The organism is Iodidimonas sp. MBR-22 (genome assembly GCF_029946565.1).
GTDB classification, from domain to species: domain Bacteria; phylum Pseudomonadota; class Alphaproteobacteria; order Sphingomonadales; family Rhodothalassiaceae; genus Iodidimonas; species Iodidimonas nitroreducens.
Genome location: NZ_JARKVQ010000042.1, coordinates 1 through 649, shown reverse-complemented (window position 1 = coordinate 649; position 649 = coordinate 1). Strand labels below are relative to the sequence as shown.

The 649-nt window shown below is 63.5% G+C and carries 1 protein-coding gene; it reads right to left on the bottom strand.

All coding sequences use genetic code 11. The annotated features are described in order from the left end of the window. The coding region (locus tag QK300_RS13575) for a phage portal protein (RefSeq protein WP_281302241.1) at window positions 1-649 on the bottom strand (649 nt) is incomplete at both ends.

The window sequence follows — 649 nt, the reverse complement described above, 5'->3', positions numbered from 1 at the left end:
CCGCCCCCACACCCTCATCCACATACTCAACAAAGCAGCGGCAATTGGCGGTCTCATCAAAAGGGCCTTCGGGGTCGGAGGGCAGAAAAAGACGCGCGCCATTCACATCAAACACCGCATCGATATCCACCCGCACCCCGTCCATCGCCGCATGGCTCGAGCGCACATCGCCATCCTTGCGGGTGCGCCAGATCTTGTGGGTCTTCCCCGATGCCTTCGCCACATCGAAATCCCGCTCCAGATCGGCAAAGCGCGCCGCCCGCGTGGCCCCCACCGCCTGCCCCTTCATTTGGCGGGCAGCAGAGGGCCGCCCGCCACGCTCAAAAGGGGGCACAGTCTCCCCATGATCCGCCGCCAGCACATCGCCACCGGCAATGGGGGAAAGCCCCACCGCCGCACGCTGTTCATTCAGGGTCATAAAGCCTGCCAGACCCACACGCGCCCACAGCGCTTCACGCTCGATCGCCAATGCCGGAATGGCATCGCGATCAGCCAGCAAACGCAGCGGCTCGCCATCCCCAGACAAAAACCGCGACAGCCCCGCCAGCACCCGATCCACCAAAGGCAGCAGCGTCAAACGCCACAGCGCCCGATTGGCCTCCTGATAATTGGCATAGGTATTGTCTCCGGGAATGCCCAAAAGCATCGG